This is a genomic window from Thauera sp. SDU_THAU2 (assembly GCF_038260575.1).
In the GTDB taxonomy this organism is placed as follows: domain Bacteria; phylum Pseudomonadota; class Gammaproteobacteria; order Burkholderiales; family Rhodocyclaceae; genus Thauera.
Genome location: NZ_JBBWUN010000003.1, coordinates 1,856,721 through 1,878,652, shown reverse-complemented (window position 1 = coordinate 1,878,652; position 21,932 = coordinate 1,856,721). Strand labels below are relative to the sequence as shown.

General features: G+C 66.2%; 20 protein-coding genes and 2 pseudogenes. 17 read left to right on the top strand and 5 right to left on the bottom strand.

Going from position 1 to position 21,932, the window contains the following annotated elements:
* The first annotated feature begins 174 nt into the window (after positions 1-174).
* The 6 genes and pseudogenes from AAFL97_RS10155 to AAFL97_RS10135 all read left to right on the top strand — a co-directional run bounded on the left by AAFL97_RS10155 (position 175) and on the right by AAFL97_RS10135 (position 4,014).
* Positions 175-1,821, top strand: coding sequence for a PepSY-associated TM helix domain-containing protein (locus AAFL97_RS10155; protein ID WP_341644796.1), 1,647 nt, complete (start codon positions 175-177; stop codon positions 1,819-1,821).
* Positions 1,818-2,129: an iron transporter gene (locus tag AAFL97_RS10150; protein WP_341644795.1), complete on the top strand. Its 312-nt coding sequence runs from the start codon at positions 1,818-1,820 to the stop codon at positions 2,127-2,129. The genes AAFL97_RS10155 and AAFL97_RS10150 overlap by 4 nt, the downstream gene beginning before the upstream one ends.
* Positions 2,126-2,350 (top strand): annotated as a pseudogene (locus AAFL97_RS24620) (DUF3325 family protein); the annotation flags it as partial. The gene AAFL97_RS10150 and the pseudogene AAFL97_RS24620, both read left to right, overlap by 4 nt.
* A gap of 439 nt (positions 2,351-2,789) precedes the next feature.
* Positions 2,790-2,987 carry a hypothetical protein gene (locus tag AAFL97_RS10145; RefSeq protein ID WP_341644794.1) on the top strand — a complete coding sequence of 66 codons (198 nt, stop codon included), beginning with the start codon at positions 2,790-2,792 and terminating at the stop codon, positions 2,985-2,987.
* On the top strand, positions 2,974-3,342 hold the full coding sequence (locus AAFL97_RS10140; RefSeq protein WP_341644793.1) for a RodZ domain-containing protein: 369 nt from the start codon (positions 2,974-2,976) through the stop codon (positions 3,340-3,342). Before AAFL97_RS10145 ends, AAFL97_RS10140 begins: the two co-directional genes overlap by 14 nt.
* 21 nt (positions 3,343-3,363) lie before the next feature.
* Positions 3,364-4,014 (top strand): hypothetical protein, encoded by a 651-nt coding sequence (locus AAFL97_RS10135; RefSeq protein ID WP_341644792.1) that lies wholly within the window; start codon positions 3,364-3,366, stop codon positions 4,012-4,014.
* Between the two features lie 64 nt (positions 4,015-4,078).
* Here the strand turns inward: AAFL97_RS10135 and mnmH are convergent, their stop codons facing one another.
* Positions 4,079-5,146, bottom strand: a complete 1,068-nt coding sequence (gene mnmH, locus AAFL97_RS10130; RefSeq protein ID WP_341644791.1) for a tRNA 2-selenouridine(34) synthase MnmH — start codon at positions 5,144-5,146, stop codon at positions 4,079-4,081.
* Positions 5,147-5,203: 57 nt separating this feature from the next.
* Here mnmH and selD point away from each other — a divergent pair.
* Positions 5,204-6,243: pseudogene (gene selD, locus AAFL97_RS10125) on the top strand (selenide, water dikinase SelD).
* 7 nt (positions 6,244-6,250) lie between these two features.
* Here the strand turns inward: selD and AAFL97_RS10120 are convergent.
* Complete coding sequence (locus AAFL97_RS10120) at positions 6,251-6,865, bottom strand: arylesterase (protein ID WP_341644790.1); 615 nt, start codon at positions 6,863-6,865, stop codon at positions 6,251-6,253.
* On the opposite strand from AAFL97_RS10120, the gene AAFL97_RS10115 reads away from it, so the two are divergent.
* A complete protein-coding gene (locus AAFL97_RS10115; protein WP_341647136.1) occupies positions 6,849-7,577 on the top strand; it encodes an ABC transporter ATP-binding protein in 729 nt (242 codons plus the stop codon). The two genes, AAFL97_RS10120 and AAFL97_RS10115, sit on opposite strands and share 17 nt — an antisense overlap.
* Before the next feature lie 6 nt (positions 7,578-7,583).
* Here AAFL97_RS10115 and serB read toward each other — a convergent pair whose 3' ends face one another.
* The gene (gene serB / locus AAFL97_RS10110; RefSeq protein ID WP_263459728.1) at positions 7,584-8,414 is read right to left on the bottom strand and encodes a phosphoserine phosphatase SerB; all 831 of its coding nucleotides are present in this window, start codon (positions 8,412-8,414) and stop codon (positions 7,584-7,586) included.
* Positions 8,411-9,490, bottom strand: coding sequence for a 3-deoxy-7-phosphoheptulonate synthase (locus AAFL97_RS10105; protein ID WP_341644789.1), 1,080 nt, complete (start codon positions 9,488-9,490; stop codon positions 8,411-8,413). The genes serB and AAFL97_RS10105 overlap by 4 nt, the downstream gene beginning before the upstream one ends.
* A 182-nt stretch (positions 9,491-9,672) precedes the next feature.
* Between AAFL97_RS10105 and AAFL97_RS10100 the strand changes: the two genes are divergently transcribed.
* The 6 genes from AAFL97_RS10100 (at position 9,673) to AAFL97_RS10075 (ending at position 17,527) form a co-directional block, all read left to right on the top strand.
* The gene (locus AAFL97_RS10100) at positions 9,673-10,188 is read left to right on the top strand and encodes a sigma-70 family RNA polymerase sigma factor (protein ID WP_341644788.1); all 516 of its coding nucleotides are present in this window, start codon (positions 9,673-9,675) and stop codon (positions 10,186-10,188) included.
* 57 nt (positions 10,189-10,245) lie between these two features.
* Positions 10,246-11,202 carry a FecR domain-containing protein gene (locus AAFL97_RS10095; RefSeq protein ID WP_341644787.1) on the top strand — a complete coding sequence of 319 codons (957 nt, stop codon included), beginning with the start codon at positions 10,246-10,248 and terminating at the stop codon, positions 11,200-11,202.
* A gap of 194 nt (positions 11,203-11,396) precedes the next feature.
* Positions 11,397-12,722: a TonB-dependent receptor gene (locus AAFL97_RS10090; protein ID WP_341644786.1), complete on the top strand. Its 1,326-nt coding sequence runs from the start codon at positions 11,397-11,399 to the stop codon at positions 12,720-12,722.
* The gene (locus AAFL97_RS10085) at positions 12,641-14,878 is read left to right on the top strand and encodes a TonB-dependent receptor domain-containing protein (RefSeq protein ID WP_341647135.1); all 2,238 of its coding nucleotides are present in this window, start codon (positions 12,641-12,643) and stop codon (positions 14,876-14,878) included. Before AAFL97_RS10090 ends, AAFL97_RS10085 begins: the two co-directional genes overlap by 82 nt.
* A gap of 68 nt (positions 14,879-14,946) precedes the next feature.
* Positions 14,947-15,891, top strand: coding sequence for a hypothetical protein (locus AAFL97_RS10080; protein WP_341644785.1), 945 nt, complete (start codon positions 14,947-14,949; stop codon positions 15,889-15,891).
* Positions 15,892-16,069: 178 nt separating this feature from the next.
* The gene (locus AAFL97_RS10075; protein WP_341644784.1) at positions 16,070-17,527 is read left to right on the top strand and encodes a porin family protein; all 1,458 of its coding nucleotides are present in this window, start codon (positions 16,070-16,072) and stop codon (positions 17,525-17,527) included.
* A 93-nt stretch (positions 17,528-17,620) separates the two neighbouring features.
* On the opposite strand, the gene AAFL97_RS10070 is transcribed toward AAFL97_RS10075, so the two are convergent.
* Positions 17,621-18,562: an IclR family transcriptional regulator gene (locus AAFL97_RS10070; protein WP_341644783.1), complete on the bottom strand. Its 942-nt coding sequence runs from the start codon at positions 18,560-18,562 to the stop codon at positions 17,621-17,623.
* 326 nt (positions 18,563-18,888) lie between these two features.
* On the opposite strand from AAFL97_RS10070, the gene AAFL97_RS10065 reads away from it, so the two are divergent.
* From AAFL97_RS10065 to AAFL97_RS10055, 3 genes are all read left to right on the top strand, one after another.
* A complete protein-coding gene (locus tag AAFL97_RS10065) occupies positions 18,889-19,656 on the top strand; it encodes an enoyl-CoA hydratase/isomerase family protein (RefSeq protein WP_341644782.1) in 768 nt (255 codons plus the stop codon).
* A gap of 497 nt (positions 19,657-20,153) precedes the next feature.
* Entirely contained in the window at positions 20,154-20,840 is a 687-nt protein-coding gene (locus AAFL97_RS10060) for an extracellular solute-binding protein (protein WP_341644781.1), read from the top strand.
* A 16-nt stretch (positions 20,841-20,856) separates the two neighbouring features.
* Positions 20,857-21,918, top strand: coding sequence for an ABC transporter ATP-binding protein (locus tag AAFL97_RS10055; protein ID WP_263459681.1), 1,062 nt, complete (start codon positions 20,857-20,859; stop codon positions 21,916-21,918).
* The last annotated feature ends 14 nt before the right edge of the window (positions 21,919-21,932 follow it).

Here is a 21,932-nt window from a genome sequence, read left to right as displayed (position 1 = left end):
TCGCCGCCTCAAACGACATACCAGGTGAGAGCGCAGAAGACGGCGAAAAGAGTCGCCTTCGAGCCCGCCGCGCGAATCCAGGGGCGTTCATGCCCCTTCCTTTTTCTCACCATTACCGATGCACAGACAATTTCTCTTCCCACGCGGGCCTGCCCGTCATGCCTGGAGACAGGCATGAAAGAGCATCTCCGCCAGTCGATGGCCTGGTTGCACACCTGGGTCGGCCTCGTGGCCGGCTGGTTGCTGTTTTTCGTTTTCGTCACCGGCACCGCCGGCTACTTCCAGTACGAGATCACCCGCTGGATGGAGCCGGAGCGTGCCATGCAGCTGGACAATCCGGGCGAGGGCGTCGCGACCGGACACATGCTCGAACTCGCGCTGCAGCGCCTGGAACAGGTGGCACCGGTGGCCGCGAGCTGGCGCATCACCCTGCCGCACGAGGCGATGGCACCGCGCGAGTGGCGCGGTCTCGAGATCCGCTGGGAAGAGATGCCCTTGCCGGGCCACGAGTGGGGCGCGAGCGGCAGCGAAAAGCTCGATCCGGCCTCCGGCGCGCTGCTGCCCGCCGGCCCGGAGCCGCGCGAAACCGCGGGCGGCCGCGGCCTGTACCGGATGCATTACGCGCTGCACTACATGTCCTACGACTGGGCCATCCGCATTGTCGGCATCGCCACGATGCTGATGCTGCTGGCGATCGTCAGCGGCGTGATCACGCACAAGAAGATCTTCAAGGATTTCTTCACCTTCCGCCCCGGCAAGGGCCAGCGCAGTTGGCTGGATGCGCACAATGCGGTGAGCGTGATGGCGCTGCCTTTCTTCCTGATGATCACCTACAGCGGGCTGGTGTTCTTCCTGTTCACCTACATGCCGGCCGGCCGGGACGTGTTGTATGGCACCGGCCCGGCGGAGCAGTCGGCATATTACGACGCGCTTTTCGAGCGCGGCGAACACAAGCATGAGCCGATCGGCAAGCCGGCGGTGGCGCTGGCGCCGCTGGTCGCACAGGCCGAGGCGGAATGGGGCGCGGGCCGGGTGGCTTCGGTGACCATCGAGCGCCACGAAGGCGAGCCGCCCGAAATCCTCGTCGCGCAGGTTCCCGGCGGCAGCCTGGATTTCTGGAATCCGGCCACCTTGCGTTTCCATGCCGGGACGGGCGAGCGGCTGGAGCCGGAACCCCGCCCCGGCGGCAGCGCCGGATTGACCCAGAGCGTGATGTTCAACCTGCACGAAGGCCTGTTTGCCGATATCTGGGGCCGCTGGCTGTACTTCGTGGCCGGCCTGCTGGGCTGCGCCATGATCGGTACCGGGCTGGTGCTGTGGAGCGTCAAGCGGCGCAGGCATCACCTGGGCAGCGGTCGCGAAGGTGCCGAGCACTTCGGCGTGCGGCTGGTCGAGGCGCTCAACGTCGCCACCATTGCCGGCCTGCCGCTGGCGGTGGCGGCCTACTTCTGGGCGAACCGCCTGCTGCCGGTCGACATCGCGGATCGGGCGGCCTGGGAATTCCACTCCCTGTTCGCGGTGTGGCTGGGCACCTTGTTCTATGCCCGGGCGCGGCCGCTTGCACGCGCCTGGGTCGAACTGCTGTGGGGTGCCTGCGCAGCTTTTGCGCTGGTGCCGGTGATCAACGCCCTGACGACGGATCGCCACCTCGGCCAGACTCTGCCGGCCGGCGATTGGGTGCTGGCGGGCTTCGATCTGACGATGTGGGCGCTGGCGGCGATGTTTGCCTATACGGCGATCAAGGTGCGGCGCCGCCTGGCCCCGGCGGGCCGGGCCGTGCAGGCTGCGGCGGGCGCCATGCCGAGGAAGGGAGTGGCATGAAAAAGGAAAGCACCTTGACGCCGGCCTATCGCTGGTCGGTGGCCTCCCGCGTGGCTGCCGCCGCGCTGGGCGGCTACGCGCTCACTTCCGCGGCCACCGTGCTGATGTCGCTGCTGTGGCCGGCGCCGCGGGCGCAGGGCGTGCTGTGGGCGACGATGATCAGCTTCACCGTTTACACCGTGGCGGTGATCTGGGCTGTCCACACGCGTAGTGCAGCCCGTGCCTGGACAGGCATGGTCGTCGGCACGCTGCTGCTGTCCGGAATCTCCTGGCTGCTCTGGCTGGCAGAGCGGGGAGGTGGCGCATGAACGCCGTATGGAGCTTGAGCGGGATGCATCTGGGCATCCTGCTGCTGAGCGGACTGGGTTTCTTCGCGCTGGCTTTCGCCACGGAACGGCACGGCAGGCACCTGCTGGGGCACCCGCCTGCACCGAACTGGCAGCGCACGGCGCGGGTGCTGGGCTGGCTGCTGCTGGTGGTCGCGCTGGCGCTGGGCATCGCTGAGCTGGGCAGCGGTGTGGGCATCACGCTGTGGCTGGGCTGGCTGAGCGTGGCGGCGCTGGCGCTGGTGTTCGCCTTCCCCAAGTGGCCCTGGCAGCCGAAGCCACGTGAGCACGCCGGGCGCGGCAGAGCGAAACTCGAGCCGACAGAGACAGAGGCTGATGTCGTTGCCGAACCCCGTGTCCGCCGCTGGATCGCCGCCGGCTTGCTGGTCGCCACGGTCGCGGTGTTCTCGGCCGGCCTCGCCGGTGAGGAAGTCCAGTTGCTCAAGCGCGCCGATGCGATCCAGGGCGAAGTGGGGCCGTGGCCGTTCACCTTTGCCGAGGCCCATCGCGACGTGCCGGAGGTGATGGAGATGGACGTGCCGATGAAGGAGTTCCGCCTGCGCTTCTGCGAGGCCTGCGACGACGACATCCAGCGCGTCCTACCTGAAGGTGAACAAGCCGCGCTCGGAGCGCGCGACCGGCATGGCTTTCATGGGCCAGCGCTGGGAGCGGCGGGTGGAGATTCCGCTGCCGTCGACGACACGGGCGGACAGCGAACTGTGGCTCACCGTGGTGGGCAAGGACGGCAGCGTCCACCAGACCATGATGCGCATGGACCGGGCCTCTCCCGCCACCGTGGCGTGGTTCGACGAACAGCGGAGCAAACATGCAAGGCACTGAACACCGTATCCTCCGCTGGCTGCTGGCCCTCGGCCTGGCGCTGGGCTGCGCGGGAGCTGCTGCCCACGAGCCGGTGGCGCGCTGCTTCCTGCTCGACGAGGGCAGCGTGCGCTGCCGGGGCGCGACCAACGATGGCGACGAGATGCCGGATTCGCGCATGGAAGTCATCGCCGTCGATGGCGGCACGCTGCTCGAAGGCAAGCTGGGGGCGGATTCCACGTGGACATTCAAGAAGCCTGAACAGCCTTTCTACGTGCTGTTCGACATCGGCCCCGGCTTGCAGGTCACGGTCGAACAGGAAGAGATCACCGTACCGCCGCCCGGCCGCATGCCGCGCTGGATGCGTACGCAGTAAAAACAGGAGGCAGGAGAGCCCATGCAGCAGTCCCGTTCGCCCAAACACAAGGTTCTTCGCCGGATCGGCGTGTGCTTTGCCATCGCCGCCGGTGCGCTTGCCGCCTCGCTCGCCCACGCGGACTATCTCTGGCTGCAAGCCGAAGGCGGCCGGACCAGGGTCTATGCGGGCGAACTGCACAAGCCGCTCGGCAGGCTGCCTGCGTTGCAGGACACCAAGGTGGTGCTTGCCGAGGGCAGGAGTGCCGCCTACGAGCAGGCCGCCGACCATTTCAGCCTTGCCGAGGGTGGCGCGGGCGATGTGCGCTTCGCCGCGACGCGCCCCGGGCCGGACGGCGTGCTGACCTACTACCAGGCCCGCTTCGGCCGCACGGAAACCCAGGCCGTCAACGATCTGGAACTCGTACCCACCGAGCCGGGCGGCAACACCTTCCGCCTGATGTTCAAGGGCCGTCCGGTGGCAGCCAGCCAGGTGAACGTGGATACCAGCGAAGGCTGGTACCGCGTGCTCACGCCGGCCAAGGACGGCACGGTGAGCTTCACGCCCGCCTTCCCGGGGCTGTACGTGCTGGAAGTCACCGCCCGGGTCAACAATGGCAGCGTGACGGTCGACGGCAGGAAGTACGACGACGTGCGCCACACGGCCACGCTCAGCTTCGAAGTTCCCCGCTGATGTCCGCCGGCCCGCACTGGCGGGGATCTGCGGCCGGGACATGGGAGGCGCCGTGACCGGCTGCTCAGGCCGAAGGCGGATCGCCCACGCTGCCGAGCGCCAGTATCCGCCGCGCCAGCGCATCGATGCCGGCTGGACTCAGGTCATCGGTTTCCAGTCGCGGCGCATCGCCGAAGCCGGCGTAGTTGCCGTGCTGCGAGCGGCGGTAGAGCGGGTCGTAGTGCAGGTCGATGAGTTCGCCGAACAGCTCGGGCAGGGCGCGGGCTTCGGCCAGCGCATGCCAGTGCTCGATGGTCCTGCGGCTCTGCAACTGGGCCAGGCGGTCGATGTTGGCCCGCAGGCGGGCGATGTCGTCGCCGAGGTAGGCGTAGTCGCGCACCAGGAATTCCAGCCGCGCCCCGCGGCTGGCTTCGATGGCGATGCAGGGCGCGCGGCGCATCGCGAGGATCAGTGGCTCGGGCACGAAGACTGCGCCGATCTTGCGGCTTTCGGCTTCGACGTGCACCGGGCGTGCCAGGTCGAGCGCCGCCATCCTGGCCCATAACCGAGTCTCGAAGTGCTTCTGCGCGGGCTGCGGCCGGCCGGGCAGGGCGCCGAGCACCGAACCCTTGTGGGCAGCGAGCTCTTCCAGGTCCAGCGTCTGGGCGCCGGCGCGCGCCAGCGCTTCCAGCACCCGCGTCTTGGCGCTGCCGGTGGGGCCGCAGACGACCCGCCAGCGCAGCGCCGAGGCGTAGTGCTCGATCTCGGAAATGACGTGGTGGCGAAAGGCCTTGTAGCCGCCTTCCAGTTGATGGGCGTCCCAGCCCACCATGCGCAGCCAGGTCGTGAATGAGCCGCTGCGCTGTCCGCCGCGCCAGCAATACACCAGTGGCCGCCATTTTTTCGGCTTGTCCTGGAGATGGCCCTGGAGATGGCGGGCGATGTTTTCTGCGACCAGCGCACCGCCCAGCCGGCGGGCCTCGAAGGGGGATTGCTTGTACAGGGTGCCGACGGCGATGCGCTGTTCGTTGTCCAGCACAGGCAGGTTGATTGCGCCGGGGATGCGGTCCTCGGCGAACTCCGCCGGGCTGCGGGCATCGATGATCTCGTCAAAGCCGGATAGCTGTGCTACGGTCGCGACGCCTTTTCTCATGTTTTTGCAGGCACGTTTCCAATCCTCCCCGCGCGCCCGCTGCTCCTCTTTCCGGATATGAACGAAATCAAACTCACGCAATTTTCCCACGGCGGCGGCTGCGGCTGCAAAATCGCGCCCGGCGTGCTGACCGAACTGCTCGCGGCGATGCCGGCCGGCCTGGTGCCGGCCGAACTGCTGGTGGGCACCGATACTTCGGACGACGCCGCGGTGTATCGGCTGAACGAGCGCCAGGCCGTCGTCGCCACCACCGATTTCTTCACCCCGATCGTCGATGATCCACGCGACTTCGGCCGCATCGCCGCCACCAACGCGCTGTCCGACGTCTATGCGATGGGCGGCACGCCGATCTTCGCGCTGGCCGTCGTCGGCATGCCGCTCGACAAGCTGCCGCGCGAAGTCATCGGCGAGATCCTGCAGGGCGGAGCGGAAGTGTGCCGCGAGGCCGGCATCCCGATCGCCGGCGGCCATTCGATCGACGTGCTGGAGCCGATCTACGGCCTCGTCGGCCTGGGTGTGGTCGATCCGGCCAAGGTCAAGACCAATGCCGGCGCGCGCGATGGCGACGTGCTGGTGCTGTCCAAGCCGCTCGGCATCGGCATCCTGTCGGCAGGGCTGAAGAAGGGGCTGCTGTCGCCGCAGGGCTATCGGCAGATGGTTCGCTGGACGACCACGCTGAATCGCGCCGGCACCGCGCTTGCCGAGCTGGACGGCGTGCATGCCGTCACCGACGTCACCGGCTTCGGCCTGGCCGGCCACCTGCTGGAAATGTGCCGCGGCGGCAAGCTGGGCGCGGAAGTGCGCATCGACGCGCTGCCGCTCATCGACGAAGCCGCGGCCCTGGTCAGGGACGGCATCGCCACCGGCGCCTCGACGCGCAACTGGGCCAGCTACGGCAGCGGTGTGCGCCTGCCGGAGAGCGCGCCGGAATGGCAGCAAAGCTCGTCACCGACCCGCAGACTTCGGGCGGCCTGCTGATCGCCTGCGACGAAAGCGCGCTGGAAGCGGTGCAGGCCGAGATCGCCGGCGCGCAGGGCGAGCCCGGCACGGTGATCGGGCGGATGGTGGCGGGCGAAGCGATCGTGACGGTGGTCTGAGGCTGCGCTAGCGCTTGCCCAGCATCGGCTCCAGGCCGTTCCACACCGTATCCAGCACCAGCGGCTGCGCGTCGGCCGTGGGATGGATGCCGTCGGCGAGGAAGCGCTCGGGCTGGTCGGCGAAGCCTTCCATCAGGAAGGGAACGAGTGGCACCTGCTGGGCCTTGGCGACTTCGTCGAAAGCCTGGGCAAACCGGCGGGTGTAGGCGGGACCATAATTCGGCGGCATCTGCATGCCGATCAGCAGCACCCGGGCACCGGCTTCGCGGGATGCGGCGATCATCGCTTCGAGGTTCTCGGCCAGCAGTTGCGGCTTCAGGCCGCGCAGGCCGTCGTTGGCGCCGAGTTCGAGGATGACGATGTCGGGCTTGTGGCGTTCGAGCGCGGCCGGCAGGCGCGAGCGGCCGCCGGCCGAAGTCTCGCCGGATACGCTGGCATTGACGACGGTATGGCGGAACCCTTTTTCCTCCAGGCGCGTCTGCAACAAGGTGGGCCAGGCTTCGCCGGGCTTCAGGCCGTAGCCGGCGGACAGGCTGTCGCCCCACACCAGGATCGTCGCCGCCTGGGCGGCACTCATGAACAGCAGCATGACAAAGAAGGTAGCGATGGATCGCAGCGGCATTGAAATCTCCATTCCGGTCATCGAAGTCGAGCGCTTGTCGAAGCGCGTGAAGGTGGCCGACGGCGAGGGTGATCTGCACATTCTGCAGGATGTCGGCTTCGCTGTCGGCGCGGGCGAGTCGGTCGCCATCGTCGGCGCGTCGGGTTCGGGCAAATCGACGCTGCTGGGATTGCTCGCCGGGCTGGACGTTCCATCGGACGGTTCGGTCAGGCTGCAGGGCACGGACTTCTTCGCCCTCGACGAGGATGCGCGCGCGGCGCTGCGCGGCGAGGCCATCGGTTTCGTGTTCCAGTCCTTCCAGTTGCTGCCGGCGCTGACCGCGCTGGAGAACGTGATGCTGCCGCTGGAACTGGCCGGAGTGCCGCAGGCGCGCGAAGTGGCCACGCAATGGCTGCAGCGCGTCGGCCTGGAAAGCAGGCTGCGCCACTATCCCAAGCACCTGTCCGGCGGCGAGCAGCAGCGCGTCGCGCTGGCGCGGGCTTTCGCCCCCGATCCGCGCCTGCTGCTGGCCGACGAGCCGACCGGCAACCTCGACGCCGAAACCGGCCGCGCCGTCATCGAACTGATGTTCGCGCTCAACCGCGAGGCCGGTACCACGCTGATCCTCGTCACCCACGACGAGTCGCTCGCCCGCCGCTGCGCGCGCGTGCTGCGGATGACGGCGGGGCGGCTGCGCGAGGAAGCGGCCAGCGCTGCGCTGGCCGCAGGCTGAAGCGCCTCAGCCGAAGAGGTCGAGCACCCCGTCCAGCCCGCTGTGCTCGATGCAGCAGTCCGCCACCTGGCGCAGTGCCGGCTTGGGGTGGAAAGCGACGCCGAAGCCGGCGGCTTTCAGCATCGGGATGTCGTTGGCGCCGTCGCCGGCCGCGATCACCTGCCGTGGCTCCAGGCCGAGCGCATCGCGGAGGCGCAGCAGATGGTGCGCCTTGGCCTCGCCGTCGACGATCCCGCCCACCACGCGGCCGGTCAGGCGGCCGCCGGCCACTTCGAGCTCGTTGGCATGGGCATGGTCGAAGCCCAGGCGCTGCTTCAGGCGTTCGGTGAAGTAGGTGAAGCCGCCGGACACCAGCATCGTGCGGATGCCGGCGCGCTGCAGGCCCTTCATCAGCCGTTCGGCGCCGGGGTTCAGTTGCAGGCGATGGACGTAAACCTCTTCCAGCGCGCTTTCGGGCAAGCCGGCCAGCAGCGACACGCGGCGGGTCAGCGACTCGCGGAAATCGATCTCGCCCTGCATCGCCGCTTCGGTGATCTCGGCGACCTGGGCTTTCAGGCCCTGCATGTCGGCAATCTCGTCGATGCATTCGATGTTGATCAGCGTCGAATCCATGTCGGTGACGAACAGGCCGAAGTCGCGCAACTGGCGGCCGTCGGGCAGCCAGGCATGGTCCAGGCCGCCCGCGGCGCAGGTCTTCGCCAGGTCGGGATGGGCCTGGGCGGCGACCAGACGGAACGAGCGTGGCGTGATCTGCTCGATCTCGCGCGCGCCCGTCAGCTTGGCGACGTTTTTCAGCGCAATGCTGTCGACGTCCTCGGCCAGCACGACGAGATTCATGCGCATGCTCCGCGCCTGCCCACGACTTCGCGCAGCATCGCCGCCGCATTGCGGATCATCTCCTCGGTGGTGTCCCAGCCCACGCAGGCATCGGTCACCGAGCAGCCGTACTTGAGCTGCGACAGGTCGGCGGGAATCGGCTGGTTGCCGGCCTCGATGTTGCTTTCGACCATCAGGCCGACCACCGACTCGTTGCCTTCGCGGATCTGGTGCATCACGTCCTTCATCACCAGCGGCTGGTATTCGGGCTTCTTCCAGGAGTTCGCGTGCGAGCAGTCGACGACGATGTTCTGCGGCAGCTTGGCCTTGGCCAGCGCCTGTTCGGCCAGCGACACCGACACCGTGTCGTAGTTCGGCCGCCCGCCGCCGCCGCGCAGCACGACGTGGCCGTAGTGGTTGCCGCGGGTGCGGGTGATCGCCGACTTGCCGTGGCTGTTGATGCCGAGGAAGCTGTGCGGGCTGGCCGCCGAGATGATCGCGTTGATCGCCACGTCGAGGTCGCCGTCGGTGGCGTTCTTGAAGCCGACCGGCGTCGACAGGCCCGAGGCCATCTCGCGGTGGGTCTGCGATTCGGAGGTCCGGGCGCCGATCGCCGTCCACGAGATCAGGTCGCCGTAGTACTGCGGCGCGATCGGGTCGAGCGCCTCAGTGGCGGTCGGCAGGCCGGTCTCGCAGACGTCGAGCAGGAATTTGCGCGCACGCTCCATGCCGACGTCGATGCGGAAGGAGTCGTCCATGAAGGGATCGTTGATGAAGCCCTTCCAGCCGGTCGAGGTGCGCGGCTTCTCGAAGTACACCCGCATCACCAGCAGCAGCACGTCCGACACCTCGTCGGCGAGCTTCTTCAGCCGGCGCGCATAGTCGAGCCCGGCCACCGGGTCGTGGATCGAACACGGCCCGACGACGACGAAGACGCGCGGATCCTTGCGATCGAGGATGTCCATCAGCGCTCTGCGTCCGGCCACGACCGAAGCTGCGGCTTGCTCGGTGAGCGGTACGCTGGCCTTGATCTCCTCCGGCGAGGGCATGTGATCGAAGGCGGCGATGTTGAGGTTTTCGGTCAGGGCGGCGGGCATTGCTGAGACTCCGGTGTACGGCTGGGGCGGAAAACCATAAATTCTAACTCCCGGATGTGGCTGCTGTACGATCCTTGCAACACTGCCGGCAGGCTTCCAGCCAAAGAAAACAGGAGCCGGCGGCGGCAAGTGGATGTATAATGAGAAGCGTTATCATCTTGATGGCCTGATACAGTCCTATCATGGGTATGACCGAGGCTGGCGCGCCCGCGCAGGATGTCGCAACGCTCTACCACGACAATCATCGCTGGCTGAGTGCGTGGCTGCGCGCCAGGATGGGCAACAAGGCCGATGCCGACGACCTGGCCCAGGACACTTTCATCCGCGTGCTGTGCGCACATGCCAATGTGCAGATGGCGCTGCGCGAACCACGGGCCTACCTCGCCACCGTCGCCGGACGGCTGATGGCCAACTTCTACCGCCGCCAGTCGATCGAACGCGCTTATCTCGAAGTGCTGGCAACGCTGCCGCAGGACGAAATCCCTTCGCTCGAAACCCAGGCGCTGATGAAGGAAGCGCTGCTGGAAATCGACCAGATGCTCGATGGCCTGGGCATCAAGGTCAAGCAGGCCTTCCTGCTCGCCCAGTTCGAGGAAATTCCGTATGCGCAGATCGCCGAACGCCTCGGCGTGTCGCTGCGTACCGTCAAGAACTACGTGGCGCGCGCGATGGTGCATTGCTGCGAGATGATGCCGTGAATACCAAAGCCATCTCGCACAGCGCTCCCGCATGCCGGCGTGAAAGCGGGGCAGGGTGTGAATAAGTCCTCCAGCTCCATCGAAGAAGCCGCCTTCTGGTATGCCTGCCTGCAGGCGGAAGACGCCACCGAACAGGATCGCCGCCGCTGGCAGGGCTGGCTCGACGCCTGTCCGTCCAACCGCCAGGCATGGGCGCGGATCCAGGAGGTCCGCAGCCTGTTCGACAAGGTCCCCGGCAGGCTTGCCTCGCCGGTGCTGGCGCAGAAGACTTCGCGGCGCGCGGTGCTGCGCAGCGCGGTGGTGCTGGTTTGTGCCGGACTGGCGGGCGCCGGGACCTGGCGCCAGTTGTCCTCGCCCGAGCTGCATGCCGGCCTGCGCACCGGCACCGGCGAGCGCAGCCGGCAGGTGCTGGCCGACGGCTCGCTGCTGTACCTGAACACCGGCAGCGCCATGGACCTTGCCTTCGGCCCCAGCGAGCGCGGCATCCTGTTGCGTGCGGGCGAAATCCTCGTCGAGACTCGGCCCGACAAGCTCCCCGGCGCCGCGCGCCCCTTCGTCGTGCATACCCCGCATGGCAGGGTGCGGGCCCTGGGCACGCGCTTCGTGGTCAGGCTGCATGGCGACCATTCCAGCGTGCAGGTGCTGCAGGACGCGGTCGAAGTGCGTCCGCTGCTGTCGATGGCGCAGCCCGTCCGCCTGTCCGAAGGGCAGGAGATCGTCTTCGACAGCCACAGTGCCGGCGCACCGCACATGCAGCCGGCAGGGGCGGGCGACTGGCGGGAGGGGCGGCTCAGTGTCGTGAACATGCCGCTGCCGGACTTCATTGCCGAACTCTCGCGCCACCGCAAGGGCTACCTGGGCTTCGATTCCGGACTTGCCCGGCTGCGCGTATCCGGTGTGTTCCCGCTGGACGATACCGACGAGGCGCTCGCCATGCTGGCCGATGCCTTCCCCGTCCGGGTGCGAAGCTTCACGCGCTATTACGCGACCGTGCTGCCCGCTTCAAAACCCTGACGCAACTGCGCAGGTCTCCCGGACCATTTTGCAGCGCAGGCCGGCCGGGTTCGCGGCCTCATCCCGGCACCGTCGCCGGGCCGTAGAAAATTCCGCTCGAATCATCGATGCCTTCGGGTGCACTTTCGGCGCAGCTCGCGTGTCCTTCCAGTTGTAATAGTTCTCATTAACTTCACTCATTCACTGGAATCGAGATGCCCGGAGTCGCCCAAGTCCGCAAACACCCCCCTTCGTCCCGCCGCTTCTCCAGCCATGGACGGCGAAACCTCCGCCTCAATGCCACGCTGCTGTGCATCCTGGCGGCCTTCCTGGCCCCGGAGTCCAGCCAGGCACAAACCGCCGGCACGACTCAGCAACAGGGTGTGCGCAGCTACGACATCGGCCCCGGGCCGCTCGCCGAAGTGCTCAACCGCTTCGCGCGCGAGGCGGGCGTGCTGCTGTCCTTCGATGCCCAGGCGCTGCAGGGGCGGCATTCCAGCGGCGTGCAGGGCAGCCATGCAGTGGGCGAGGGCTTCCGCCAGTTGCTTGCCGGCAGCGGCCTGCAGGCCGTCGCCATCGCAGCGAACCGCTACGTGCTGCGCCCGCTGCTGCCCGACATTGCCGGTGAAGACGACCCCGCCCGCAATGCGACCGAGATGAAAAGCGTTCTGGTGACGGGCGAACGGACCAAGGACGAGGTGGGGCATGACAATGTGTATGAGAAGGATATTTCCAATGCTTATGTCGATCGCCAGTACATGGAACGCTATCGCGGCGTCTCGGTGGGGGACGTGTTCGCCGGCGTCAATGGTGTATACAACAGCGACAACCGCAACGGCGCCGCCCTGTACCCCAACATCCGCGGGCTGTCCGGCAACGGACGCATTCCGGTCACCGTAGACGGCACCGTGCAGTCCATCGACGTATGGATGGGGCGGCAGGGCATCAACAACCGCAACTACGTCGATCCCAACCTGTTCCGCAGCATCGAGGTGGAAAAAGGTCCGTCGATGACGCGTGGGCTGAAGAGTGGCATCGGCGGTGCGGTCAACATCCGCACCATCGACGCCGACGACATCGTCGAGGACGGCCGCAACTGGGGGCGGAAATCAAGCTGGGCACCTCCAGCAATTCCATCAAGGATTCCACCGACGCGCACAGCCTGGTCGGCAAGGATTACCGCGACATCCACCGTGCAGTCACCGCGGGGCCGTTCGATGTCCCCGGCCTGCTGTTCCTGGAGCCGCAGGCCAGGCGGCGCAGCCGCAGCGACACCCGTCTGTTCAACCTGGATGACCGCAGGCTGTTCCTCGCCGGGGCCTACAGGCACGAAATCTTCGATGTGCTGGCGGCCTACAGCAACACCCGGCGCGGCAACTACTTCGCGGGCAAGAAAGGGGCTGGTGACTACATGCAGAACGAACGCACCAACGCCACCATCCTCAACAACGCCAAGGGCATGTACCCCAACATCGCCCGCCTGTTCGCGCCCGGTTGGGAGGTGCCCTATACCAGTACCGAACTGGAAAGCCTGCTGCTGAAAACAAACTGGAAACTGCCTGACGGCCAGAAGCTCAGCTTCAGCTATACCCGCAACGACCTGAACTTCGCCGAACTGCCGTCCTCGATCACGGCGGACTACATCTACCGGCTGGATCAGGACCGATATCTCGACCAGGGGAAGAGCCTCATCCAGTACCCTTTTCCGCTCACCACCATCGACCAGGACATCTACCGGGTGGGCTATGAATGGAAGCCGGCCGATTCTCGCTGGATCGACCTGGAGGTCGGGCTGTGGCAGACGGACAGCAGGAGCCGGCGCTACCAGGACGGCGATTTCACCTACCAGGTGAAAGCCAGAGATTCGGCCTGGGATCAGTGGGTTTCCTGCAACTACAGCAGCAGCTTCTGCTCGAATCCTGCCCTGATCGGTGCGCCGGAACCCGCGAAGGGGCCGAATACCGACGACCAGTACACGGTGTTCATCGGCAACGAAATCCAGACCCGCTCGACCCGTAGCGGGGTGGACCTCAGCAACCGCTTCCGATTCTCCGACCGCTTGGCGCTGACCGCCACCGCCGATTGGCAGCACGAACGGCAGAAGGACCACCAGCCGGTGGAAACCTCAGTCATGGGCGTCGGTCCGGCGCCCGCCAAGTTCGGCCCGGCCTCCGGGCGGCGGCAGGAATACGGAGTGGGTACCCTCGTCGAATGGCGGGCCACCGACCGCCTGCAGCTGAGTGCTGGCACGCGCTACGGCGCCTACTGGGCCTACGACGACGAACTGGACAAGCGCCGCGCCGAGCGCGACGAATTGTGGAAGAGCACCGCGGTGAACACGCACCAGTTGCTGCAGTGGCGCGTGCTCATGGACGATGCTGCGGCCGAGGCCTATCACAAGCTGAGATACTCTGAGCCGGACTGGGTTACTGACGAGGAGACGGGAGAGGACCACGAAATCCCGCCGCTCTTCGAACTGACCGACGAAGAGAAAAGCCGCTATATACAGATTCTGGGCGATTACAGGGCATCCATCGGCTGCGATGCTGGTTGCGCTTTCTTGAATTCTGCGGAGGATGGTAGTGGCGTTTATTATGTTGATGGTCTGTCCAGTAAGGTACCACTGAAGGATGGCAAGCCGGACAGCGGGCAGAACCCCTTCCACAACGGCAGCATCGACATCAACGAAACGGCGGAGAACCCGCAAGGGGTTGTCGGCACCTACCAGAAATATCAGCCGCTACCCCAGGGTTTCGGCGGCAGCTTCGTCACCCAGACGCCCGACGACCAGTGGAAGCGCCCTGAAACACAGCGCGCACACGCGTGGTCGTCCATGTTTGCAGCCTCCTATCTGCTGGGCGAGCGTGGCAGGGTGTATGCGCGCTATTCCAGCATGCCTCGCTTTCCGAGCATCCTGGAGATCGCCAACCGGACCGGCATCGTCGGCGGGGAATTCCTCTATTCCTCGCCCAAGCCGGAGCGTAACGAAGCCTGGGAGGTCGGCTATTCCCACGACTTGAGCGGCCTGCTGCCCGAACTGCGGCGCGCGGACGTCAAGCTGAGTTACTTCCACAACACCATCCGCGATTTCTACGACCGCACCATCAACATGGCGATGGTCCAGTTCGACCGCAAGGTCATGAGCGGCGTCGAACTGCAGAGCCGCTTCGACACCGGGCGCTTCTACGGCGGCCTGGGCGCCACTTGGCGCGAGCGCCAGGAGATGTGTGACAAGGACTACGCGGTGTTCCTCGACCCGCACTACAGCCGCCTGCCGGAATGCATGGAAGGCGGCTTCCCCGGCACCCTGTCGTTCGCCAGCATGCAGCCCCGCTATTCGATCAACCTGGACCTGGGCGCACGCCTGCTGGAGCGCAGGCTCGATCTGGGCGTGCGCCTGCGCTACCACAGCAGCACCGAGAACAAGAAGCTCGAACGCCTGCTGCGTCGCTACAACGGCGAAAGCGCGTCCGGCTACGCCTACCCGCTGAACATCACCACCGGCACCATCCGGCCCTATGACTGGCAGCCGGTGAAGCTCATCGACCTGTACGCCGAATACCGCTTCGACCGCCACGCCACGCTGCGCCTGTCGGTGGAGAACCTCACCGACCGCTATTACCTCGACCCGCTGAACCGGACGGCGGTGCCGGGGCCGGGGCGCACGGTGATGCTGGACCTGGGGTTCCGCTTCTGATTTCCGCCTTTTGCTGGTTTTCGTGAAAAACCAGATTTTCGCAGTGCTCAACTCTCAGGAGAAATGGTATGAAGATGACTGTGATTGCCACCGCCGTGCTGTCCCTCGCTGCTGCCGCGCCGGCCTTCGCGCAGGCGCCCAACGTGCAGGGCGGCTCCTCGAACACGGCCAACGTCCAGGTCGGCCCGTCCGCATTTCCTCCCGGATCTCCGACCGGATTCGCAGGGATCAGCATGCTGCGTTCGGATGGCGTGATGTCGGGTTACGTGAACATCGCCGCCGCGCCGATCAACCAGGCAACCACCTACGCGACGGCCAATTCGGCCGGGCCGTTCTACGCTCCTCTGCCGGGAACTACCCCTCCCACGCCGATCGCCCAAGTCTGGTACAACAACCAGAACGCCGTGGCCAACGTCCACAGCCTGCGTCAGGTTTCGTATGCGCAGGCCGCGCCGTGGCCGCAGTTCGGTGGCCTGGTGATCGGCCAGTTGAAGGGCAACACGCCGGGCAGCGCGGTGTATTTCGGCGAGTGGTCGCCGACCGTGAGCGGTACGCCGAGCACGGGCGACAGCACCAACCTGAACATGACGAACAGCGGCCGCACCGTATGGTACGTGGGTGACAATGCCGTCAGCAGCATGCCGTCGCTGACCAATGCCAAGTACGACGTGGTCGGCATTCGCCAGACAGGCACCAACGCTGCCGGCACGACGCTCGGCGGCGGCTTGCCGCACGCGCCCAATCTCTACACGGGCGTGCTGACCGCCAACTACTCGCCGAGCGGCTCGAAAACGCTCACCGGTACCATTTCCCGCACCGTCGGCAGCAGCACCCAAAGCGTGAACTTCAGTCCCTCCACCAACCCGACCGCCATCAGCTCCAACGGCACGTTCAGCAACACCACGGGGACGATCACAGGCCGGTTCTACAACAGCGCCAGCGCGCTGGCCGGCATCTACACCGGAGGCAGCGGATCCGGCACCAACGTTGCTTTCGGTGGCACGCGCCAGTAACGCATGCCTCCTGATCTGACGTAAGCAGGCAACCATGGAGGCCGGTCCGCTGGCCTCCATTCTATCCGTAGCTTGGGCGTCGCTGCGCTCAGCGCCAACCTACGTTGCGTCTGGCCTCGGCCCGGCCGCTATCCCTATACCCGCACCGATCCATATCATCCCCGGAAATCCCTGGCCCATGCCCAAACACCGCGCCGCCGTGCTGTGCCTGCTGCTGGCCTGCCTGCCCTTCTCCACGGCCCGTGCCGACGATGACGACACCCGCTTCCTGCTCGATCAGACACGCCGTACCGCCGAGCGCCGCATGCAGCCGGTGGAGTCGCTGGTGGCCCCGCCCGGCACCGTGGTACACGAGGGCAGGATCTACGAGGTAGGCAACAATCTGCAGGACCTGGAACCCGCCATCTACATCGCCCTGAACACCGGGCAATGGGACCGGCTGGTGGAGTTCGTCGGCCGCTACCGCCTGCTGCGCGACTACCGCCCCGAACTGGTGGACATGGCCAACGGCCTGCTGGCACGCCATCGCGGCCTCTACGGCCAGGCGCTGGAACACCTGAGTCGCGCCCATGCCGCCAACCCCGGCGATGCGCGCATCCAGCTGGAACTGGCCCGTCTGCAGTTCGAGGACAACCGCGACGCCGATGCCCGTGCCACCTTCGAGCTGGCCCGCAGCAGCACCCTGCCGGACTACGGCCGCGTGCTGACCGAGCAATACCTGTCGGCACTGGATGCGCGCGCCGGCTGGCACGGCAACCTGGCCTTCGGCATGGGCTACAACGACAACATCAACCAGACCAACGGTTCGCGCGACTGCCTGAGCGAGTTCTGGGGCATCTGCCTGTTCGAGCGCAAGATGCCCGACCCCATCGGCTCCGCCATGCTGAACTACGAGTTGGCGCTGGAGCGCCGCTTCAATCTGAGCGGCAACCACAACCTGCTGCTGCGGCCGGTCAGCTACGGCAGCCATTACCGGCACGACGATCCCCAGGCCCTGATGGGCGTGAAGGACTACAGCAGCAACACCGCGCTGCTGTACCTGGGCTACCAGTATCTGGATGCGCGAAACAGCGTCAGCATGCTGCCCTACGTGGAGCACTACTACCGCGACGGCTACACCAACTACCTGGCCCCCAGCCTGCAACTGGAATGGCGCCACGCGCTCGACAACCAATGGCAGATCGGCGGCTCGCTGGACACCCGGCGCTACCACCACAAGGACCGGGCGCTGCGGATCACCAGCGACTACGACCAGTACCAGGCCAGCCTGTTCGCCAGCTACATGCCTACGCCCGTCACCTCGATCCACGGCGGCATCGACGCAACGCGCAAGAAATACGAGGTGGCGCAGGCCAGCAGCAAGGAGTGGACGCTGCGCGCCGGCGTCTACCACCAGTTTGCCGGCGAGGCGGGCATGTATGTGAACCTGCTGGGCATCTACCGCGAGATCCGCAACGACGCCTTCGACGGCTTCCTGGCGCGCGGCGGCACGACAAACAGGAAATCTACATCGCCAGCCTGGGCGCGAACGGCTGGAAGATCGCCGGGCTGGTGCCCGAGCTGCGGCTGCGCCACAGCATCAACCGCAGCAACCTGGACTGGGCCTTCGGTTTCCGCCAGACCGAAGCCAGCCTGATGCTGCGGCACAACTTCTGACGCCGCCACCGTGAATTGAGCGCAGGCAGGTCGGCAAGCGGCCGCCAGGCTCATCCACGCGCCGCCTCCGGCGTCATCCCCGGCTGGAAATCGCGCGTCCTGCCGCGATCAGCAGCGACAGCATGTTCTCCTTGTCTTCCTCGCCCTTCCATTGCGGGCGGGCGATGCCGATGTTGATCGCGCCGACGACCTTGTTGCTCGAATCGGTGATGGCGACGCCCAGCGCGATGTCGCCGAGGTACATCTCGTCTTCCACGTGGGAATAGCCCAGGTCGCGGATGGTGTCGAGCCGGGCCAGGATCTGCTCGCGGTCATTGACCGTATGGCGGGTGTACTTGATGAGCTGGGAGCGGTCCAGGATGGCCTCGGCCTCGTGACGGGGAAGTGCGGCCAGCATGGCCAGGCCCGACGAGGTGCAGTAGGCGGGCAGGCGCGTGCCCATGATGATTTCCGGCGACAGCACGTAGCGGCTCACGATGCGCTGCAGATAGACGATGTCGGTGCCGTCCAGGATGGTCAGGTTGACCGCTGCCTCGGTTTCCATGGCCAGGTGCTGGAGGTAGGGCATGGCCCGGCTGACCAGGTCGTTCGACGATATGTACTGGTGCGCCATTCTCAGGATGCCGGGCGACAGCTCGTACGACTTGCTGCGGGGATCCTTTCTGAGCAGGTTGAGCGTGACCAGCGTGTGCGTGAAGCGCTGGACCGAGCTCATGTCCATGCCCGACTGCGCGACGATCTGGGTGAGCGTGAGCTGCCTGCGGCTGGGGCCGAAGACGGCCAGGATCTGGAAGGCTTTCTCCACCGAGTTTACGAAGAGCGGCGACGACCGCGGGTCGCCGCTCTTGCTGCGCTTTTCCTCGGCGCCGGCGGCAGGGTCGGAGAGCGTGGGGGAGGGGAGGAAGGCTTTCTTGGCATGGGCTCGGATCGGGCGTTCTTTCTTGGTGCGTATCTTATTGCATAAAAATAAATAAATCTTGCCTTTGCACCATGAGCAGGCACGGCCGAGCTGCAACTCACCTCTCAGGTGCATCGGTCACCTGGCGAACCAGGGCACCGACCCCTGAAAACGGGGTTTCAAGCCGATTCAAGGCCTGGCACAGCTCGTGCTAAGGATGTCCTGTTTCATCGGAAAATTCAGTATTGTTTTAGTGTATAGAAATAAATTAACGAACTTCCTGGCTGAGGGGACGCCTCCGAGATGCCTGTCAGGCGCGAAGTGAGGCGATATTTTCCTGTTTTTTGCGCCGTTCGTTAGGGTATTCACTTATTTTCTATCTTCATTACACAGATTTATATTTTATAAAAATACAGTTCTATCGGCGCAACGGAGAAGCAAACATGAGTACCTATCAATTCATCGAAACCGAGCAACACGACAACATCGGGCTGGTCCGGCTCAATCGTCCGGAGAAGCTCAATGCCTGGAACGGCGCCATGCGCGCCGAGATCATGCAGGCGCTGCGCGCCTTCAATGCCGACGCGGCCACCCGCGCCATCATCATGACCGGTGCCGGCGACCGTGCCTTCTGCGCCGGCCAGGACCTGGAGGAGGCCCAGCATTTCGACGAGACCGACTCCGAAGCCTGGATCCGCACCTGGGAGGAGTACTACGACACCCTGCGCAGCCTGGACAAGCCGCTGATCATGGCGCTCAACGGCACCGCCGCCGGCTCGGCCTTCCAGGTGGCGCTGCTGGGTGACGTGCGCGTCGGCCACCCCGGCGTCAAGATGGGCCAGCCCGAGATCAATTCCGGTATCGCCAGCGTTACTGGCCCCTGGATCATGAACCTGGTCCTGGGCATGTCGCGCACCATCGAGCTGACCCTCACCGGCCGCCTGATGGATGCCGAGGAATGCCGCCACATCGGCATCCTGCACCATCTGGTGCCGCAGGATCAGGTGATGGCCCGTGCCTTCGAAGTGGCGCGCGAACTGGCTGCCAAGCCGCCCGTCACGATGCGTCTGGACAAGCAGCGCTTCCGCGAGATGAGCGAGGCGAGTTTCCGCGAGACCATCGACGCCGCGATCCGCATCCACGCCGACGCCTACAGGTCCGGCGAGCCGCAGCAGATGATGGCCGCCTTCCTGGCCAAGCGCCAAAAGTAATCCTCCGGACCCGCCGCCGATCCCGCCCCCTGGCGGGGCGGCGGCACAACCAGCGGCGGCCCGCGGGCCGCCACGCCGTCCCCGATCCCCGGACGTCTTGCGTCGATAGGAGTACGCCATGAGCAAAATTCTCAACAGCAGTGATCGTCGTCGATTCCTGAAAGCCACCGCAGGTGGCCTGGTGCTGGCCCAGGTCGCGCCGCTCGCCTTCGCGCAAGGCAAGCAGCAGATCGTCGTGTCGGACCCGGGCGGTCCGTACACCGCCGCCTATCGCCGCGCCTTCTACGATCCGTTCGAGAAGGCCACGGGCATCAGGGTCGTCAACGTCGCCCGCGAAGCCCAGCCCACTGCCCAGATCGGCGCCATCGTCAAGTCGAAGAACTACATCTGGGACGTGACCACGCTGACGCTGTCGGCCGACATCCCCTATTTGGAAGCGAACAACCTGCTCGAGCCCATCGGCCTGACGAATGCCGAGTTTCCCGAACTGATGCCGGATGCGATCACCCCCAACTGGCTGGGCGTGGACGTACGCCACGATCATGGCCTATCGCACCGACAAGTATGGCGACGACGGCCCCAAGAACTGGGCCGATTTCTGGAACGTCGAGAAATTCCCCGGCCGCCGCAGCCTGCGCCGCAATCCGATCGACACCCTCGAGCAGGCGCTGATGGCCGACGGGGTGCCGGCCAGCGAGCTGTATCCGCTCGACGTGGAGCGCGCCTTCCGCAGCCTGGAAAAGATCAAGCGGCACATCAGCATCTGGTGGACCTCGGGCGCGCAGGCCATGCAGATCATCCAGAACGGCGACGTGGACATGGTGGCCACCTGGAACGGCCGCGCCCAGACCGCCATCGACAATGGCGCACCGGTCAGGATCGTCTGGAACGAAGGCCTCTACGCGATCGAAGGCTGGGGCATCCCCCGCGGCACGCCGCGCGCGGAGCTGGCCAAGCAGTTCGTGCGTTTCTGCGCCGATGCGCGGCGCCAGGCCGAGTTCACGTCCGACCTGCCGTATGGCCCGACCAACACCAAGTCGATGGAATTCATCGATCCCCAGCGCGCCACGGTGCTGCCCAGCGCGCCGGACAACATCAAGGGCATGGTGTCGCCCAGCCCGCAGTGGTGGGCCGAAAACCGCCAGGCGGTGACCGAGCGCTTCAACAACTTCCTGATTTCCTGAGCGCGGGGTCTTTGCCATGTTCAAGCTTGAAACCACCGGCCTGGCCAAGCGCTACGGCGACTTCGACGCGCTGCTGCCGACCGACCTGCAGGTGCGTGCAGGCGAGTTCCTGACCTTGCTCGGGCCGTCCGGCTCGGGCAAGACCACGCTGCTGATGATGATCGCCGGACTGGTCGCCCCGTCCGGCGGCAAGCTGCTCATCGACGGCAAGGATGCCACCTACGCGCCGCCGGGCGAGCGCGGCATCGGCATGGTGTTCCAGAGCTATGCGTTGTTCCCGCACATGACGGTGCGCGACAACGTGGCCTACGGGCTGCGCATGCGCAAGGTGCCGGAACGCGAACTGGCCGGGCAGGTGGAGAACGCGCTGGGCATGGTGAAGATGAAGGAGTACGGGCACCGCTATCCCAAGGAGTTGTCCGGCGGGCAGCAGCAGCGCGTGGCGCTGGCCCGCTGCTTCGCCTACAACCCCTCGGTGGTGCTGCTCGACGAGCCGCTGGGCGCGCTCGACAAGAAGCTGCGCGAACACATGCAGCTGGAGATCCGCCGCCTGCACCAGGAACTCGGCTCCACCTTCATCTACGTCACGCACGACCAGGAAGAGGCGCTGACCATGAGCGACCGGATCTGCCTGATGAACCACGCGCGCATCGAGCAGCTCGGCACGCCGATGGACCTCTACGACCAGCCGAAGACGCGCTTCGCGGCGGACTTCATCGGCCAGTCCAACCTGATCGACGGCCACATGCAGGCCGCCGGGCAGTTCCAGGTCGGCCAGGCCACGATTCCCGTCCATCCGCAGGACGACGCGCCTGCCGCCGGCAGCGAAGCCACGCTGATGGTGCGCCCGGAGGCGGTCGAGCTGGTGTCGCCGGGGCAGGGCTGGCTCTCGGGCACGGTCAGCGAGGCGGTGTTCCTGGGCAGCGAAGTGCGTGCCGTGGTGACGCTGGAACAGGCCGATGATGCGGCGACCTCCGCGGCCTTCATCGCCCGCTGCGGCCGCGAGCGCCAGCTGGCGCTGGGCGACCGGGTGGGGCTGCACTGGGACCTGGCGCGTTCGCGCGTGCTGCGCGCCTGAGCGCGGCAAGGAGA

Excerpts from the sequence above, each read along its gene's own strand:
- AAFL97_RS10155 (WP_341644796.1), top strand. The coding sequence starts at position 175 with ATGAAAGAGCATCTCCGCCAGTCGATGGCCTGGTTGCACACCTGGGTC.
- AAFL97_RS10150 (WP_341644795.1), top strand. The coding sequence starts at position 1,818 with ATGAAAAAGGAAAGCACCTTGACGCCGGCCTATCGCTGGTCGGTGGCC.
- AAFL97_RS10145 (WP_341644794.1), top strand. The coding sequence starts at position 2,790 with ATGGCTTTCATGGGCCAGCGCTGGGAGCGGCGGGTGGAGATTCCGCTG.
- AAFL97_RS10140 (WP_341644793.1), top strand. The coding sequence starts at position 2,974 with ATGCAAGGCACTGAACACCGTATCCTCCGCTGGCTGCTGGCCCTCGGC.
- AAFL97_RS10135 (WP_341644792.1), top strand. The coding sequence starts at position 3,364 with ATGCAGCAGTCCCGTTCGCCCAAACACAAGGTTCTTCGCCGGATCGGC.
- mnmH (WP_341644791.1), bottom strand. The coding sequence starts at position 5,146 with ATGAGAAAAGGCGTCGCGACCGTAGCACAGCTATCCGGCTTTGACGAG.
- AAFL97_RS10115 (WP_341647136.1), top strand. The coding sequence starts at position 6,849 with ATGGATCGCAGCGGCATTGAAATCTCCATTCCGGTCATCGAAGTCGAG.
- AAFL97_RS10120 (WP_341644790.1), bottom strand. The coding sequence starts at position 6,865 with ATGCCGCTGCGATCCATCGCTACCTTCTTTGTCATGCTGCTGTTCATG.
- serB (WP_263459728.1), bottom strand. The coding sequence starts at position 8,414 with ATGAATCTCGTCGTGCTGGCCGAGGACGTCGACAGCATTGCGCTGAAA.
- AAFL97_RS10105 (WP_341644789.1), bottom strand. The coding sequence starts at position 9,490 with ATGCCCGCCGCCCTGACCGAAAACCTCAACATCGCCGCCTTCGATCAC.
- AAFL97_RS10100 (WP_341644788.1), top strand. The coding sequence starts at position 9,673 with ATGGGTATGACCGAGGCTGGCGCGCCCGCGCAGGATGTCGCAACGCTC.
- AAFL97_RS10090 (WP_341644786.1), top strand. The coding sequence starts at position 11,397 with ATGCCCGGAGTCGCCCAAGTCCGCAAACACCCCCCTTCGTCCCGCCGC.
- AAFL97_RS10085 (WP_341647135.1), top strand. The coding sequence starts at position 12,641 with ATGTACCCCAACATCGCCCGCCTGTTCGCGCCCGGTTGGGAGGTGCCC.
- AAFL97_RS10080 (WP_341644785.1), top strand. The coding sequence starts at position 14,947 with ATGAAGATGACTGTGATTGCCACCGCCGTGCTGTCCCTCGCTGCTGCC.
- AAFL97_RS10075 (WP_341644784.1), top strand. The coding sequence starts at position 16,070 with ATGCCCAAACACCGCGCCGCCGTGCTGTGCCTGCTGCTGGCCTGCCTG.
- AAFL97_RS10065 (WP_341644782.1), top strand. The coding sequence starts at position 18,889 with ATGAGTACCTATCAATTCATCGAAACCGAGCAACACGACAACATCGGG.
- AAFL97_RS10060 (WP_341644781.1), top strand. The coding sequence starts at position 20,154 with ATGCGATCACCCCCAACTGGCTGGGCGTGGACGTACGCCACGATCATG.
- AAFL97_RS10055 (WP_263459681.1), top strand. The coding sequence starts at position 20,857 with ATGTTCAAGCTTGAAACCACCGGCCTGGCCAAGCGCTACGGCGACTTC.